This is a genomic window from Thermicanus aegyptius DSM 12793 (genome assembly GCF_000510645.1).
Classification (GTDB): Bacteria; Bacillota; Bacilli; order Thermicanales; family Thermicanaceae; genus Thermicanus; species Thermicanus aegyptius.
The window spans coordinates 2,471,319-2,486,284 of sequence record NZ_KI783301.1 but is presented as its reverse complement, the minus strand read 5'-3'; the positions used below and the strand labels follow the sequence as shown (position 1 = coordinate 2,486,284).

General features: G+C 46.7%; 15 protein-coding genes and 1 pseudogene. 6 read left to right on the top strand and 10 right to left on the bottom strand.

Going from position 1 to position 14,966, the window contains the following annotated elements:
- The first annotated feature begins 495 nt into the window (after nt 1-495).
- Entirely contained in the window at nt 496-870 is a 375-nt protein-coding gene (locus THEAE_RS20975) for a hypothetical protein (RefSeq protein ID WP_028987800.1), read from the top strand.
- Between the two features lie 221 nt (nt 871-1,091).
- Here the strand turns inward: THEAE_RS20975 and THEAE_RS0113200 are convergent, their stop codons facing one another.
- Together THEAE_RS0113200 and THEAE_RS20970 are read right to left on the bottom strand one after the other, a co-directional pair.
- Nucleotides 1,092-1,910 (bottom strand): ExeA family protein, encoded by an 819-nt coding sequence (locus THEAE_RS0113200; RefSeq protein WP_028987799.1) that lies wholly within the window; start codon nt 1,908-1,910, stop codon nt 1,092-1,094.
- Nucleotides 1,907-2,467: a Mu transposase C-terminal domain-containing protein gene (locus THEAE_RS20970; RefSeq protein ID WP_245605558.1), complete on the bottom strand. Its 561-nt coding sequence runs from the start codon at nt 2,465-2,467 to the stop codon at nt 1,907-1,909. Before THEAE_RS20970 ends, THEAE_RS0113200 begins: the two co-directional genes overlap by 4 nt.
- A 195-nt stretch (nt 2,468-2,662) precedes the next feature.
- Here THEAE_RS20970 and istA point away from each other — a divergent pair, with 195 nt between their 5' ends.
- The 3 genes from istA to THEAE_RS22160 all read left to right on the top strand — a co-directional run bounded on the left by istA (nt 2,663) and on the right by THEAE_RS22160 (nt 6,160).
- Nucleotides 2,663-3,655 (top strand): IS21 family transposase, encoded by a 993-nt coding sequence (istA, locus tag THEAE_RS20965; protein WP_005584828.1) that lies wholly within the window; start codon nt 2,663-2,665, stop codon nt 3,653-3,655.
- A gap of 173 nt (nt 3,656-3,828) precedes the next feature.
- Complete coding sequence (gene istB / locus THEAE_RS0113185; RefSeq protein WP_005584827.1) at nt 3,829-4,608, top strand: IS21-like element helper ATPase IstB; 780 nt, start codon at nt 3,829-3,831, stop codon at nt 4,606-4,608.
- A gap of 706 nt (nt 4,609-5,314) precedes the next feature.
- Nucleotides 5,315-6,160 (top strand): DUF6973 domain-containing protein, encoded by an 846-nt coding sequence (locus THEAE_RS22160; protein ID WP_052330005.1) that lies wholly within the window; start codon nt 5,315-5,317, stop codon nt 6,158-6,160.
- Between the two features lie 246 nt (nt 6,161-6,406).
- Here THEAE_RS22160 and THEAE_RS0113170 read toward each other — a convergent pair whose 3' ends face one another.
- The 4 genes and pseudogenes from THEAE_RS0113170 to THEAE_RS0113155 form a co-directional block, all read right to left on the bottom strand.
- Nucleotides 6,407-6,805, bottom strand: a complete 399-nt coding sequence (locus tag THEAE_RS0113170) for a hypothetical protein (RefSeq protein ID WP_005584824.1) — start codon at nt 6,803-6,805, stop codon at nt 6,407-6,409.
- Between the two features lie 222 nt (nt 6,806-7,027).
- Nucleotides 7,028-7,165: pseudogene (locus THEAE_RS23575) on the bottom strand (IS21 family transposase); the annotation flags it as partial.
- Nucleotides 7,166-7,437: 272 nt separating this feature from the next.
- Complete coding sequence (locus THEAE_RS0113160; protein ID WP_028987797.1) at nt 7,438-8,256, bottom strand: ExeA family protein; 819 nt, start codon at nt 8,254-8,256, stop codon at nt 7,438-7,440.
- Nucleotides 8,253-8,621: a Mu transposase C-terminal domain-containing protein gene (locus tag THEAE_RS0113155; protein ID WP_281169609.1), complete on the bottom strand. Its 369-nt coding sequence runs from the start codon at nt 8,619-8,621 to the stop codon at nt 8,253-8,255. The genes THEAE_RS0113160 and THEAE_RS0113155 overlap by 4 nt, the downstream gene beginning before the upstream one ends.
- On the opposite strand from THEAE_RS0113155, the gene THEAE_RS0113150 reads away from it, so the two are divergent.
- The gene (locus THEAE_RS0113150) at nt 8,621-9,679 is read left to right on the top strand and encodes a hypothetical protein (RefSeq protein ID WP_028987795.1); all 1,059 of its coding nucleotides are present in this window, start codon (nt 8,621-8,623) and stop codon (nt 9,677-9,679) included. The genes THEAE_RS0113155 and THEAE_RS0113150 overlap by 1 nt on opposite strands.
- Before the next feature lie 62 nt (nt 9,680-9,741).
- The gene (locus tag THEAE_RS20955; protein ID WP_211233502.1) at nt 9,742-9,897 is read left to right on the top strand and encodes a hypothetical protein; all 156 of its coding nucleotides are present in this window, start codon (nt 9,742-9,744) and stop codon (nt 9,895-9,897) included.
- A 92-nt stretch (nt 9,898-9,989) separates the two neighbouring features.
- Here the strand turns inward: THEAE_RS20955 and THEAE_RS0113140 are convergent, their stop codons facing one another.
- Genes THEAE_RS0113140 through csaB form a run of 4 tightly spaced genes read right to left on the bottom strand, consistent with a single transcriptional unit; the run spans nt 9,990 to nt 14,923 of the window.
- Nucleotides 9,990-10,952 (bottom strand): hypothetical protein, encoded by a 963-nt coding sequence (locus THEAE_RS0113140; protein WP_028987794.1) that lies wholly within the window; start codon nt 10,950-10,952, stop codon nt 9,990-9,992.
- Entirely contained in the window at nt 10,936-12,567 is a 1,632-nt protein-coding gene (locus THEAE_RS0113135; protein WP_028987793.1) for a hypothetical protein, read from the bottom strand. The genes THEAE_RS0113140 and THEAE_RS0113135 overlap by 17 nt, the downstream gene beginning before the upstream one ends.
- Nucleotides 12,567-13,811 carry an O-antigen ligase family protein gene (locus THEAE_RS20950; protein WP_039944464.1) on the bottom strand — a complete coding sequence of 415 codons (1,245 nt, stop codon included), beginning with the start codon at nt 13,809-13,811 and terminating at the stop codon, nt 12,567-12,569. Before THEAE_RS20950 ends, THEAE_RS0113135 begins: the two co-directional genes overlap by 1 nt.
- Nucleotides 13,808-14,923, bottom strand: coding sequence for a polysaccharide pyruvyl transferase CsaB (gene csaB, locus THEAE_RS0113125; RefSeq protein WP_028987792.1), 1,116 nt, complete (start codon nt 14,921-14,923; stop codon nt 13,808-13,810). Before csaB ends, THEAE_RS20950 begins: the two co-directional genes overlap by 4 nt.
- Nucleotides 14,924-14,966: the final 43 nt, after the last annotated feature.

Below are 14,966 nucleotides of genomic sequence, written 5' to 3'. Positions count from 1 at the left end.
ATAAAATGACATGTTAAGAATACGTATAATATATCACATATTTGAATGTAAGAAATCATACACTTTGTAGTATTTTTCTACTTCATTTTGTAGTTTTTTTGTTAAAGTTTTTCTAAACCAAAAGTCGCAAGCAATTCCTGGATACTACTAATTTCTACCTTCTGTCCCGCTTTCCCTCGATCAGATTCCGAAGGATGCCGGGCGGTTTCTCAAAGATTTTATGCCGCTTTGGTTGCGCGGCCATAAGCATCAAAATGGAATGTTGAATAAAATCAAGTTGTATCGCTATTCGGGGACGGAAAAACTCCCTTTTGCCAAAATGGGCGGGGAGCTTGTTTTCGCTAAAGCTAATGAAGCTCTCATTCTCCTCATATAACCAGATTTCTAATCGATATTATCTTCCATGCCGGGCGGAATCTTCGAACCGATACCACCGTAGTTGAATCGGATATTCACTATCCAACCGATGCGAGCTTGCTTCAGGATGGCGTGAAAGTGATCACCCGAATCGTTAACAAGATCAAAAAAGTGACTTCTCACGCGGTACAGGGATTTGAAGATCGTACGCGCGAGGTCAAAGAGAAGGTTTTATCCATCGCAAAACTTCTTCGACGCCGTACCCGCGAATCGTGGGATGAACTGAATGCGATCACGGAAGAAGTCGCAAGGGTGACAGGAGAGGTTTGCCAAAAAGCGACGGAAGTCGTGAATAAGCTAAACGATCAGGCCAATCATTCGGTCAAGGGATGGAAACAAAAACTGAGTGACACCATTGAACAAATGGGAAAAATTATAGATCAGGCAAAAGAAGTGGTCTCCTGTAGACGATCAGGTTCTTTGACGGTCTTATTCTCACCGTCATTTACGTGACTTCTGTAACGCCAATCCGCCAAGTAATCGATCAGTCTATCACCAATCAATATAAGCAACACATGCCGTCCGTTGTGGATACTGTGGATACTGTGAATCACTACAGATTTAGAGCCTTATCTCTTCACATGCCACTCATTGTGGTGACTGTGACATCAGTGCATTGCTTATGCCACTCATTGTGAAATCTGTACATCATGTGTATAAAGAAAGGCAGCCAATTAGACTGCCCCTCGTTGCAACTGTTGGTCAATCAGCACCCGATGGATATGCTTATCTTCTATCACTTCATGTCCGTTTAACGCCGCATCGTAAATCGCCTGCGTACAGATCTGGTTTATGATGCGCGGGATCCCCTGACTTGCTCCATGGATTAAGTGAACCGCACTATCTGAAAAGACTGGCATACCCGCCCCTACTTGTTTCATTTGATGACGTATATAGACGATACTCTCCTCTTCGGTTAGTCCTCCAATATGGTAACTAAGTCCGATTCGTTGCCAAATCGCCTCATACTTCCGTAGACGAATTCTCTTGCGTAATTCGGGTTGTCCAACTAGAATAAGAGGAAAGAGAGATTTGGCATCCATCTGGTGGTTCATGACGAATCGAAGTTCCAGAATCATCATATCGCTTAGATCTTGGGCTTCATCTACGATCACCACCAATTGTTTCTCCCCTTGGGAGCTGCGCTGCTCTACTCTCTCTTGAAAGAGACGCTTGGCTTTCACTGAGGAGAAGGGGGCTTCTTCTCCAAGGTGCCGAAGGATTTCCCCGTAGAAATCTTTTGGCTTAAGCCCCGACATCGACAAATAGATCGGGTGGTACGTAAGCGGGTTTAGTTCGTGAACGAACCTACGAATCAGGGTCGTTTTCCCGCTACCGATCTCACCAGTTAATACCCCTAAGTATCCCCGATCTACCATCACATGGAGGCGAGCCAGCGCCTCTTTTTGTTTTGCCGTCTCTACCCAGCCAGTAGGCTCCGTTTCACGACGAAACGGCATCGATACCCATCCCCAGCGCTCTTCCAGTCTCATTTTCCATTCCCCCTCATCTGTGCATAGTTCATCCCTTCTGCACCGATCTGTTCCAGACGCTTCTTTTCTGCGGCAGAAAAGAAGGAGAGTTCGGTTTCCTCTTTCTGTACAGGCTCTTCTCTTGGTTTCTCCGGTTTGACGCGCTTGTCATGGAGACGTGAAAGGTGAACCGGGACGGCATCCCGATATTTTTTTCCCTCATACATCACCTGAATCTCTTTTAGATGAAAAGGGTCATAGCGAATCAGCACCTTCTTCCCGATCAGTTCTAAGTCCACTTCATAGGTATTTCCCTGTAACGAGATGCATCCGTCTTTATCCACTTTCCGTTCCTCTTCCCAGAGAAAGACGTCTGCCAGTTGCTCCAAGGAAACCTTTCGAGGGATACGGGTACTTTGTGCAGCTCGTTCTCGCGGAGTTTGTTTGGTGCTGCCGTGAACCCGTTCGTGGTAGTACCCTTCTATCCACGCTGTCATGGCCTGGTTTAACTCTTCTAATGTTTGGATGTTGCCTCGTTCAATCGCTCGGTAGGCTTCCGGGAGGAAACTCGTGTCCACGAAACGAAAAAAGCGCTCTATTTTCCCCCTTCCTTTGGGGTGTAGAAATCGGTGATAAAATCCCCAATATAACCGGTTGAAAATTCCCCACAAGTAGGGGACAATCTCTCCCAGAAGGGAGAGAAATCTAGGCTTCCAATGGGGAGTATTACATGATTCATGAGATGAGAAAGAAAGGCATGAGCATTCAACAAATTGCTAAGGCTGGGGAGGGACCGAAAAACAATCCGGAAATGGCTTAAGGAAGGAGTACCTGATGGATACCATCGCCAGAAAAAGGGACCCGGGAAATTAGAGCCATTCAAGGACTACATTCGTGAGCGTATGAACGAAGGATGTTTGAATGCGGTTGTCCTTCTTGAAGAAATTCGTGAGAGGGGGTATCAGGGCGGCCCTACTATTTTGCGAGATTTTATGCAGCCTCTACGACCACAAGTACAAGCATTGGCAACGGTACGCTTTGAGACTCCACCTGGGAAACAAGCGCAAGTCGATTGGGGAGAGGTTACTGTAGATTGGAACGGAACGAAAAAGAAGCTTCATCTTTTCGTTATGACACTCGGATTCTCTCGCATGGTCTATGTTGAATTTATGGAAAACGAGAAACTTACGACACTCATCGGATGCCACCTTCGCGCCATGCAATATTTTGGCGGGATTACGGAAACCGTCCTGTACGACAATATGAAAACCGTGGTCACAGGAGTCGATGAAAAAGGAGAGGTTATCTGGAACGAACGATTTGCCCGCTTTGCCGAACATCATGGATTTATTCTTAAAAGGTGCCGTCCCTATCGCCCTCGAACCAAAGGAAAGGTGGAAAATGGTGTAAAGTACGTAAAACAGAATTTCTGGCCACGAATACGAACGTTCACAAGCCTTGCTGAGCTGAATAGGAAAGCGCGTGATTGGATGGAGACGTATGCGAATGTGCGTATTCATGGGACCACACATGAAAGACCTATTGACCGTTTCGCCCTAGAGAAACTCAATGATTTTAATGGGATTCCTTTTGAAAATGCCGATCGACATTCACGTAAGGTATCTTCCGATTGCCTCGTCTCGTTTCCATCGAATCTCTATTCAGTCCCTTATTCCTATGTTGGGCAAAAGGTAGAGGTACTCGATGAACAAAACGGTCGCATTCTTATTTTCCATGGGCAACGAAAGATTGCCGAACACATATAAACTACAGGGAAGCATCAAGTCATCCTAAAAAAGGAGCACTACGATGGCATCCCTACTACGAGCACGCGAAAGGTCTCCACACCTGCCCAAAGGCTCGTACAAAGCGATGCGCCCGAAGTGCACCAAAGAAGTTTAAAAGACTATGAGCAGTTCGCAGAGGAGGCGGTAAGCCAATGATCCTCCAAGAACGGCTTGAGCAGGCTTTTAGTCAACTGGGATGGACCCGGATTCCCGAAATCCTTCACCGTGTTGCGGAAGAAGCCTCTAAAGAAAATATATCGTATGTGGAGTTTTTAGACAACCTATTGCAAGAAGAAATCCTCGCCAAAAACGATCGTTACGTGACGCTGAAAACAAAGCAGGCCCATCTTCCTTACCATAAGACACTCGAACAGTTCGACTTTTCCTTTCAGCCCTCCATTGACGAAAAGAGAATCAGACATCTCGCCACATTACGCTTCATCGAACATAAAGAGAATGCCATATTTTTAGGCCCGCCCGGAGTCGGAAAGACCCACTTGTCAGTGGCACTTGCATTAAAGGCGATCTCCGAACGATACACGGTTTATTTCACGACCGCTCATGATCTTGTGCAGACACTACAAATCGCCGATCGAAATAACACAATCCGAAAGAAGATGAAGATGTATACGAAGCCGCACCTACTCATCATCGATGAAATCGGCTATCGTAAAATGGAGGACGAGGCAGCCCACTTCTTCTTCCAAATCGTATCGGAACGGTATGAAAAAGGCTCAATTCTCCTCACGTCAAATAAATCCTATGGATCCTGGGGAGAGATCTTCGGGGATAACGTCCTTGCTACAGCGATTCTAGACCGGCTTCTACACCATTCCAGTACGATTAATATTAAAGGGGAGAGTTACAGGATTAAAGAGAAAAAGAAAGCCGGATTCTTTAAACTCGATAAACAAAACGAGCAAGGAGAATAACATATTATTCCATTTTCCCGCCCCCCTAGGGGGGCTAATATAGCCCCTAATGGGGAAAATTCAACCGTTATTTTTGGGGAATTCTATTTCGGTATTGACAAGGATGGAGAGGGATGGTAAAGTTGAAATTGTTCATTCTTATTTAGCGGAATTTGTTGATTCTATTTTAGCGGTTACAAAGGGCGGGGGTGGCACCTATGTATGATGTCACCCAGCTGAACGATTGATTTTACACCAATTATACGGACTCAACTGTTCACCGAACGATGCGTTTCATGAAGAGTTACGAAACTTGGCTTTATCATAACCATATTTTGGATTACTGTGAGTTGTTGCATTTAATATTGCAATTTAAGGGGGAAAAAACTTTGCAATAATGGGGAATTTCTTCTTGCAAAAAACACGGAATCAGGTCTTTTTATTACACTTTATTATATTGCAATAATATGAGGGATCAACCTTAACGTCGTTCCCGTGTCAGTCAAGTGAATGTGGGCAACTCATTTACCACTATATATTTGTTGTAACATATAGAGCATTTTCTAATCCCTTTCTTGTATCACTGAAAGTAAGGTGATCTTCGCTTTATGTTTAGATCCGTAATCCGTAAGTTTCCTAGCTTTTTCCCTTTTCCCTTCTTTTCTTCTTTACACAACATATTTTATATCATCTGTAAAAATCAATAATATGGAAGGAAAGGTATGTAATGAAAAAAATTCTTCCTACTTTACTTTCTACTCTATTAATTCTCGGATCTCTAACAGGAGCAGGGCTTGCACAAACAGTGGATAAGGAACCAAAATTACAAAGTTTAGAAATGCAAAAGATTAAAAATGAGAAACAGAGTGGCAAATTCAAAACGCACAAGAAATTTCCAGGAGCACATAAGAAGCTTGATTACCGATATAAAGATATTTTGTTGGAGGAGTTACTAAAATATGAAGAAAACCATCCTAATGCCACAATCGATGAAATTAATGAATACTTTGTGAAACTCACTGAAAAATACAATAGAAAAAATTCAAATGAACAAAGTGTGACGATCAAAACTCCTGTATCGGCTGCTGCCGTAGATTCCTATTTCTATAATGTAGTAGAGGGGATGGTAGACCTCAATCCTCTAGAAGAGGAATTGTATGATGAAAATCCGTCCTTTGGATTTAGAGCACTAGTTGCCGGTGATGAGGCCGCGAGTTTTACTGAGTATAAATTTGGTTTTAACGGCCATAATGACAATACCGACGCTTTTAGACATGCAGCTTGGAATATATGGATTATCGGTTTTACTGACAGTTATAGCTGGGCTTATGATTGGACAACTGCTCATGAAGGCGGTGCTACCAACCAACCTAGTTATGAAAAAGAAATGGATTTGTGGAACAATCGAGAAGGTAGATTAAAAGCTGACGATGAAGGCATAGGCACGGATAGTAGTGTTACGACAACTAGAAACGCCATTATTGAATTGTATAAGAGTGGGGATCTGAAAAAGTTAAATAGCAAAAATCAACCCGTATTGTTTATTGGTAGAGATTCAGATTTTGTGAACTAACTCAAAAAGGGACTGCACAAAGTCAAAGTTATTTTGGGCAGCCCCCCTTTTTTTTTTTCAATAACAATAAAATGAAGAATTGATCACGTCATGATTGTAAACTTAACAACCATCGCCGATAAGGAGCGTCTTATATTACTAAGGAGAGAACAGGTTTCCCGGTTTCCACGACGTGATTTGGAAAAGCAGCTATCCAGGCTGACAGTTCATATAGTTCATATAGTAAAATGAAATTTCATCAAATGATCAGAAGCTATACCCCTTTATTAGGTTTACTGTCGCATTACCCTCTTTATCTATTTTAATATATGCTTTACCTTTATAATTTTTAGGTTGTCCTCCTTCCATATATCCAATCACTATTATTTCTCTAACATGACCATTTCCTATTCTAAATTTAAATTTTAAGCTACCTTCTCCTTTTTGCTGACTAATATCAATAGTCTCCTTAAATTTTTGACCAGTTTTTATTATTGGTAGATTAATTGTTTCATTGAAATAAATAAAGCTTCCATCAGTTATCGGATTACTATTCAAGTTTTCAACTTCAACTAGGATTTTATCTTCTATAAAGATTGTTTTGTAAAACAAAGCTGATAAAATTATTACTACTAGTGTAATCCACAGAATTTGTTTTTTGATCATATTTAAAACCCCTTAACTCCTTGTGATTACGTTAAATCATATCCATATTATTCTATAAGAGATGTTCACTACAGTCAAGGCCGGAATTTAATTGACCCACTTTAGCCGTTTTAGAATTGACCCACCCACGGCGATTACCGTGTGACTGGTGTTGGTGTTCCGTAAATCCCTGACCTCATTTTCTCTTTTAAGCGGTAGCTGTTCCCACGGAAGATGCTGTTTCTCTTCCAACAAGCGGTCGCAAGGCCGTTCTCCGGTTGTGCCGTGAATCCGTTGGTTTTTCTCATCGCACCATTGAAGGGCTTGTCGGTTGAGATCCTCCAGATCGATGAACCGCCTTCCAGGAATAAAGTTTTCCTTTGTAGACGATCAGGTTCTTTGACGGTCTTATTCTCACCGTCATTTACGTGACTTCTGTAACGCCAATCCGCCAAGTAATCGATCAGTCTATCACCAATCAATATAAGCAACACATGCCGTCCGTTGTGGATACTGTGGATACTGTGAATCACTACAGATTTAGAGCCTTATCTCTTCACATGCCACTCATTGTGGTGACTGTGACATCAGTGCATTGCTTATGCCACTCATTGTGAAATCTGTACATCATGTGTATAAAGAAAGGCAGCCAATTAGACTGCCCCTCGTTGTAATTGTTGGTCAATCAGCACCCGATGGATATGCTTATCTTCTATCACTTCATGTCCGTTTAACGCCGCATCGTAAATCGCCTGCGTACAGATCTGGTTTATGATGCGCGGGATCCCCTGACTTGCTCCATGGATTAAGTGAACCGCACTATCTGAAAAGACTGGCATACCCGCCCCTACTTGTTTCATTTGATGACGTATATAGACGATACTCTCCTCTTCGGTTAGTCCTCCAATATGGTAACTAAGTCCGATTCGTTGCCAAATCGCCTCATACTTCCGTAGACGAATTCTCTTGCGTAATTCGGGTTGTCCAACTAGAATAAGAGGAAAGAGAGATTTGGCATCCATCTGGTGGTTCATGACGAATCGAAGTTCCAGAATCATCATATCGCTTAGATCTTGGGCTTCATCTACGATCACCACCAATTGTTTCTCCCCTTGGGAGCTGCGCTGCTCTACTCTCTCTTGAAAGAGACGCTTGGCTTTCACTGAGGAGAAGGGGGCTTCTTCTCCAAGGTGCCGAAGGATTTCCCCGTAGAAATCTTTTGGCTTAAGCCCCGACATCGACAAATAGATCGGGTGGTACGTAAGCGGGTTTAGTTCGTGAACGAACCTACGAATCAGGGTCGTTTTCCCGCTACCGATCTCACCAGTTAATACCCCTAAGTATCCCCGATCTACCATCACATGGAGGCGAGCCAGCGCCTCTTTTTGTTTTGCCGTCTCTACCCAGCCAGTAGGCTCCGTTTCACGACGAAACGGCATCGATACCCATCCCCAGCGCTCTTCCGGTCTCATTTTCCATTCCCCCTCATCTGTGCATAGTTCATCCCTTCTGCACCGATCTGTTCCAGACGCTTCTTTTCTGCGGCAGAAAAGAAGGAGAGTTCGGTTTCCTCTTTCTGTACAGGCTCTTCTCTTGGTTTCTCCGGTTTGACGCGCTTGTCATGGAGACGTGAAAGGTGAACCGGGACGGCATCCCGATATTTTTTTCCCTCATACATCACCTGAATCTCTTTTAGATGAAAAGGGTCATAGCGAATCAGCACCTTCTTCCCGATCAGTTCTAAGTCCACTTCATAGGTATTTCCCTGTAACGAGATGCATCCGTCTTTATCCACTTTCCGTTCCTCTTCCCAGAGAAAAAAGGCTGCCTCGTATATTGAAAATGATTCTGTGGTTTTCCGTCCTAGGGATATTCGTCAATGGATGTTCGGTACAGGATCAGGGACTAAAGATCAAGGAAGAGAATTTGATCACATTGCCTTATATTGATTTCTCTTGGGGAGCCGTCGTGGGGGATACCCTCTATGCGGGAGTACGCCCGATCCATAACCCGGATACGTGCAAACTCATCAAATACAACCTTCGTACCCGTGAGGAAGAGCTATTCTATGAATCCTCTTTCTCGGCGAGCTCGATTCCGACTATTGTTGGAAATGAAAATTGGTTAGTATGGGTAGATTCGACAATTGACGGAACACAAAACAAGATTATTGCTCAGGACTTAAAAACAGGTAAAAGAAAAATGATCTCCGTCCATGAACCTGATTCAGGGGGAATGAAAATCGATGCTCCCTTTTTGTACAAAGATTATGTAACCTGGGTAGATATCGATGAGCGGAGAATCCCACAGTTGATCTTGTACGATCTTAAAACGGATCAGAAAAAAGTGCTGGCTACCTTAAGAACCTATAACTTGTTTAACACCTTTACATTCATGGCGGAGGATACCGTTCTTTGGACGGATGCAGATGAAAAGAATGGATATTATGAGCTCTACGACCTGCGTACAGGGAGAACGGAAGAGATCTTAGCTCCGCGCAAGTATCCGGAATCTCCGGAATCTCGTGTTCCCGGTTATGCGGAAATGGCGGGAGATTGGTTGGTATCGCTTAATTTTACGTATTTTCGCGATTGGACCAGTCACAAGTTTCAGATGATGAACCGTCATACTAAGGAAGTAAAAGAGATTCTCCCGGAATGGATCATTCAATTTCGAGTCTACCGGAACCTGATTTTTTCTATAAAGCAAGGACAGGAATTGATGATGTTCCGTATAGACAAAGATCAACTTAAATCACTTCCGGTCGATATTCCCCAAGAGATACAGCAACCAGATTTGATTCTAATCAGTAATAATAAAATCATCATAGAAAAACGTTACGCAGGAGCGAACGAAATACCGAGGGTTGTTCTTGGAATTCAATCACTGGATTAACATCCCCATGTCGTAGTGGATACGCCGGCGTCTATTTCTTAAATCCTGAGTTGTATGAACGAATGATTGAAACCATCGAGGAATACCCTTTGCTACTCGAAGCTGAACGGCGTATGGAAGACGCAAAAACGGAGGATTTCATTCCGCAGGAAAAAGTTTTGTCGGAGTTAGGTATAAACAGAGCGCTATTGGATGAGACAGATGTGGTGTTAAAGTAACATATGTGGCAGGTGGAATATCTGAAAGAAGACCGTACAACTGGAACTGAGGGGAGAAAGGGGCGCGACCATCAAGGTGGCGCCCCTTCACGTTATTTCTCATTCTCCACGTACTTCAAAATCTCCTCAGGCGTTTGGATCTTGATGGCCGGGTCGTTGTAATGGTAAAAGCGGAAGAAGATTTCCTGGTTCATGTAGCCCGCCTTCGGCACCGGAGCTTCGATCAATACGTTGAATTGATAGATCGGATTCTGGTGATACACCTTTCCCTTCTCATCCCAGGTGAGGCGATTTTCCTTCACCCACTCGGCAAGGGCCGCTTCCCCTTCTCCTTTTCCGGCCTTTTTCGCCTGCGCTGCCACCTCTTCCTTCGTATAGGTATCGTCGCCGATCCAGAATGTGGCCGTCGCCTCGGTTTGTTTCAGGAGATTTTTCCATTCGGGAGTGGTGGAAAGCTTCGCCACCTCCGCGGGAAAAAAGGGCTGCTGAAGGAGGGAGGCCATCTCCTCACCGGAGAGTTTCAGTTCAAACACTTTGGTCGGATGGTTTAAAATCTCCTCGTCGGGGAGCGAGACGGCTCGATCCAGAGCAGGCATCCACCAGTCGAAACCCAGGAAGGGATCAAGGGGGAACTGATCTTCTCCGGCCCGCATCCAGTCGTCCCGCTCGGTCCAGAGGAAATTGTATTCGTCCCACTTGTAGTAGCGGTAGGGCGTTCCGGCCATGCGGGCATCCACATAATAGCCGTGGGGGAGGATCATCACGCCACTGTACATGCTGGTCGTCTTCCGCTTCTCCACCGTGTTGCTCACCCATCCGGAGAACCAAAATTTCTGCAGCATGGGGGCATTTCGGTTCGTCTCAACGGCGTGGGAGATCAATTCGGTGAAGGGGACGGTTTGTTTCGTTTCTCCCCCTGACACGGAAGGGGAAGCTTCCTCGGTCGGGCCGAAATTCCGATCCCCCGAAGGATAGGTGGAGCAACCGCTTAAGGCGAGGAGAAAAAACGTTCCTGCGATGAGCATCAAAGGAAAGAACTTACGCCGCTTTGCCACGGTAAAACCTCCTTCCGATCAGCCATCCTGAAAGGATGAGGGTGAGAATGAGGAGGATGGCGGTCACCGGGATGGCGTGGGGTCTTAAGACGTAGATCTGATGTTTCTGATAAACCTGCACCACCAGCTCATCTTTGCCGTCCCCATCCAAGTCGCCTCCCCGGATGTTGATAAAGGATAAAAAGCTGCGCCAATCCTGGACCAAGGCGTTGTCCGCATAATGGTAGCCGGTCATGTAACGGCGGGGATGTCCGCTCAAACGGCTCTTATCCAAAGCAATGATCTCTTCTTTGCCGTCTGCTCCGCGCCATGTCCCTTCGAAGCGGAAGATGCTGTCTTTGGCGCTCCAGAGGATCTCCCATTTCCCATCGGGAGAGGGCTTTAAAATCTTGGCCGTCGTCTTCGATTCCGTGGGGAAGGAGAGCAGCACCTCTTCTCCCGGACTTCCATCCACATCGGCTACGAGGGCTTCCGACATGGGAAGATCAGGGAGCATCTCGGGCGTTAAGGGGGGGAATTCCTTCCCCTTACCATCTTTTCCGATGAAGAGGAGGGTGAGGTTTTTCCCTTGAAGAAGGAGCCCTTCCTCATTCCCTACATGAATCACCCCGACGATCTTCGTCGCCTCGGTGGGGTGGGAGAAGGGGGTTGTTCCCTTCATCCCTCGAATCTCTCCGGGGAGAAGAGACAGGTCGTGGTAGGAGGAGCCCTGAAACTCCTTTACCCGGTCATAAAGGCCCTGTGTTTCATTTAGCCTGCTGGTAAGGGAGAGGAGGTCCAGTTCCAATGCCCGAAAGGGGCTGGCACCGAATTGGAGCATCCCCTCGGCCAGGCTCTTTCTCTGGATGGTGGGGACCAAACGTCCCTCCTCCACCGCATAATAGGGAAAGCCGGGATAATCGGCTCGAAGCTCCCGGTAGAGGGCGGCGGTATCGACGCCATCGGAGGAGAGTTCTTCCATCCTCCCTGCTTTCCATCCGTAGATATAGAGGCGCAAAGGTTCTTCCTTCTGCATCAACTGAGGTTCTCTCTTCAGGGAGGGGTTCTTCTGCTCCTCTTGGTTGATCGCTTTAATCTCTTTCTCATTTCCCAGGGTGACGATCTCCGGCCTCCCGTCTCCATTCACGTCTTCCAGCAGGTAAGGGAAATAATCGATGCTCTTCCCCAGATAAATCGGGTCCGATTTCCACGCGATGGTGAAATGGGAGAGGATCGGCAAATCGGTCCTTCCGATGATGAATAGGGGGATCAGGAGGGTGATAAACATGGACAAAAGGGCTGCATGGGGCAATTTCCCGTATCCTTTGGCGATCAGATAGAGGAAGAAAAGGAGAAAGAGAAGACCCAGATAAAAACCGGTTCCTTCCCACACCTTTAGGTTTTGGATCCCTTTATCGGCCAAAAGGAGAAGAAAGGCAAAGACGGCGTACGGCTTCCGCTCCTCTCGTTTCAGCGCGAAGAAGAGCAGGAGGAGAAAGGCGAGCAGGAGAAGAAGGCCGATGACGGAAAGCTCCATGAAGGCCGGCAAAACCAGCAGATGGTAGGCAAAGTAAAGGTAAAGGGAGAGAAGGAGCCATAAGAAGAAGTCCCGTACCCTGTGGCTTCTTTTCTTCATTATGCGGCCCTCCTTTCTTGGCTTAACGCCTCGGTTCCCATTTTTCCATGTTCCCCCCAATAGGGGTAGGAGAGCATTAAGCCGGTAAGAAACCAGAAATAACTGTTCATGAAAGGCACCTCGAAGATATTCTCGACCCCGTTATGGAAGATGACCGCAATAAGCCCGATCAGGATCCCTCCCAGGAGGAAAAATTCCCGTTTGCCCTTCGTCGTGCGCCACAGTTGGTAGAGGAGAAATCCCACCGAAAAAAGGAGCCAGGCGAGGAGCAAAACGCCGGGCAGACCCAATTCCGCCAGGGTCTTAAAGTAATAACTGTCCACGTAAGTGGTTCCAAAATAGCGGTCCCCCACCGCTCCTCCATAATGGCCGATGCCCCGGCCAAAGAAGGGGTCGAAACGCATCTCATGATAAGCGCCCAACCAGCGGGCGATCCGCCCGTCACTAGCGCTCTTTTCCAGGTACTCCGGGGAGAGGAGGTTTAAGATTCGTGACCGGATGGGGGGGAGAAGAAATCCCCCGAGGACTGCCGCCATTCCTCCCCCCAGGGCCCACTTCCAATTGATCAGGGCAAAGATAAGAAGAAGGGAGAGGAGGAGGGCAAGCCAAGCTCCCCTCGATCCCGAGAGAACAAAAGCCCCGAGCTGCAGGAGGGAAGCGAGGGCGTAATAGCCTTTCAGCCAGACGTTCTTTTCGTAGAAAAAGAGACCGACGGCGATGGGAATCATGAGGGCCATATAGCTGCCCAAAACATTGGGACTTACCACGAAGGAGAAGGCCCGAACAATCCCTTGCTCCGCCGCATCGGTCCAACTGGAGGGAGTCTCCACGCCCATCGCTACTTGGGCAAACCCTACCAGAGCGGCCAAGGTGGCGACGGCGGAAATAAGATGCAGAGACTGAATAGCTTTTCGATGATCCTCGATGAGATAGTAACCGATGAAAAAGAGGAGAACATATTCAAAGACAGCCCGAAATCCCTCTAAATCGGCGGCAAGATTAGGGATGTCGATCACGATGTGGGCTGCGCCAAGCATGGTAAATGCAAGCATGGGTACCTTAAGGGAAGGGAGCCTCCGCTCGCCGGAAAGGGTAGTGAAGAGGACTGCCCCGAGGAGGATCAGGAGAACGCCTTCATCCCACATGGAGGGGAGGATGGGGAGGGGGAGAAAACGTCGGATCAGATAATCAAAGAGAGGGTAAGTAAGATAGAGGAAGAGGAGTATGTTGGTCCATTTCTTCATCGTTTTTCCTCCTGTTTCTTCTTTTCCAAAAGGCGATAGAGAAGCCGGGCGCTTTCGAAGGCCTGGTCGGTGATGGGACCGATCCGTTGCTTTAGTTCCATCCGTTCTTCCGGGAGGCGAAGGAGGATCTCCTTCACCTCCTCCATCAAAGCATCTCCGTCCAGGTTTTCGATTCGTACGGGCGAACTTTTCCCCACGCTTTCTACAAAACGGTCGATCTTGGGATCATAGGAGAGGGCGATAAAGGGAACCCCCATAATGGCTGCCAGGATTAAAGCATGAAGACGCATGCCGATCATAAGTTGGCCTAATCCGATCAGGCTCATAATCTCTTTAAAGTTTAACGGCTGGTCGATGAGAACGGCCCGGTTCTTCATCTTGCTCATTACATCGACGGATGGGGAATGATCATGGGGATACTGCATGGAGAGAAAAACCACCTGCCATCCTAACCGGGAGAGATTGTCGCCGCAACGGGCCAATTCCTCTTTAAAGTGCTCCTCCCCTTTCCAGTCTCGAATGGCGATATATGCGATCGGAGCGTCCGGATCCACCTGATGTTTTGTCAACCTCCTGCGGGCATCTTCCAGATCGGCTTCCAGGGGATCGATGGTGAGGGCCGGATCGGCCGTCACATAGATGGGAACCTTCGTTACCCCGTGGGAGCGCATCTCTTCCCCCGAAAGGGAATCCCGCACCGTGATTGCATCGACCCGGTTGAGGAGAAAGCGGATGATCCGCTTGCTAAACGGGTGAATGATGGGCCCATATCCCTGACCGTAAAAGAAGACAGGTTTTCCCATCCCTTTCGCCAAACCGGCGATCCCCAGATAGTATAAAGGACTTCGGGGACTTGTCCGGTCCTGCAAAAGGGTTCCTCCCCCTAAAAGCACCAGATCTGCGCGGCGGATTTCCTTAACGATATCCAGGGCGTTCCAGCGGTTTACGGCATGTATTTGAAATAGTTGCATCGTTTCTTCCGGGGAATTGGACAGCACCGTCACCTCTACGGTTGGATCCAGCTTCCTCAAGGAAGAATAAATCCCGTAGAGAACGGCATCATCCCCTGCATTATGAAATCCATAATAACCGGATATGAGGATCTTGGTCATGGGAAGACCTGCCTTCTTTACTACGTAACACGTACAAACCCTA